Raw genomic sequence first — 238 nt, forward strand, 5'->3', positions numbered from 1 at the left:
CTCTTTTTCATGAGAGACACTCCCTGCTTTGGCAAGTGCGGAGATCATCAGCGCATCCCACGATGAGAGTACCTTGTCATCGTTCAGCGGTGCAGGTCGCTGCTGTCTTACAGTGAGTAAGATGTTTCGGGCGAATTGCAGTTTAGAATAAAGGGTTTGGTCGTCGATTGAATATGCTGCCTTTATGTCATCAAATGAGGTGGAAATGGTATGAGGGATGGTCTGTCCTTCAAAATTT

The 238-nt window shown here is 46.2% G+C and carries 1 pseudogene; it reads right to left on the reverse strand.

Annotated elements, in window-relative coordinates:
• Positions 1–238 (reverse strand): annotated as a pseudogene (locus tag KVT11_RS20550) (hypothetical protein); the annotation flags it as partial.

Source organism: Bacillus sp. GbtcB10, assembly GCF_019091365.1.
Taxonomy (GTDB): domain Bacteria; phylum Bacillota; class Bacilli; order Bacillales; family Bacillaceae; genus Bacillus; species Bacillus altitudinis.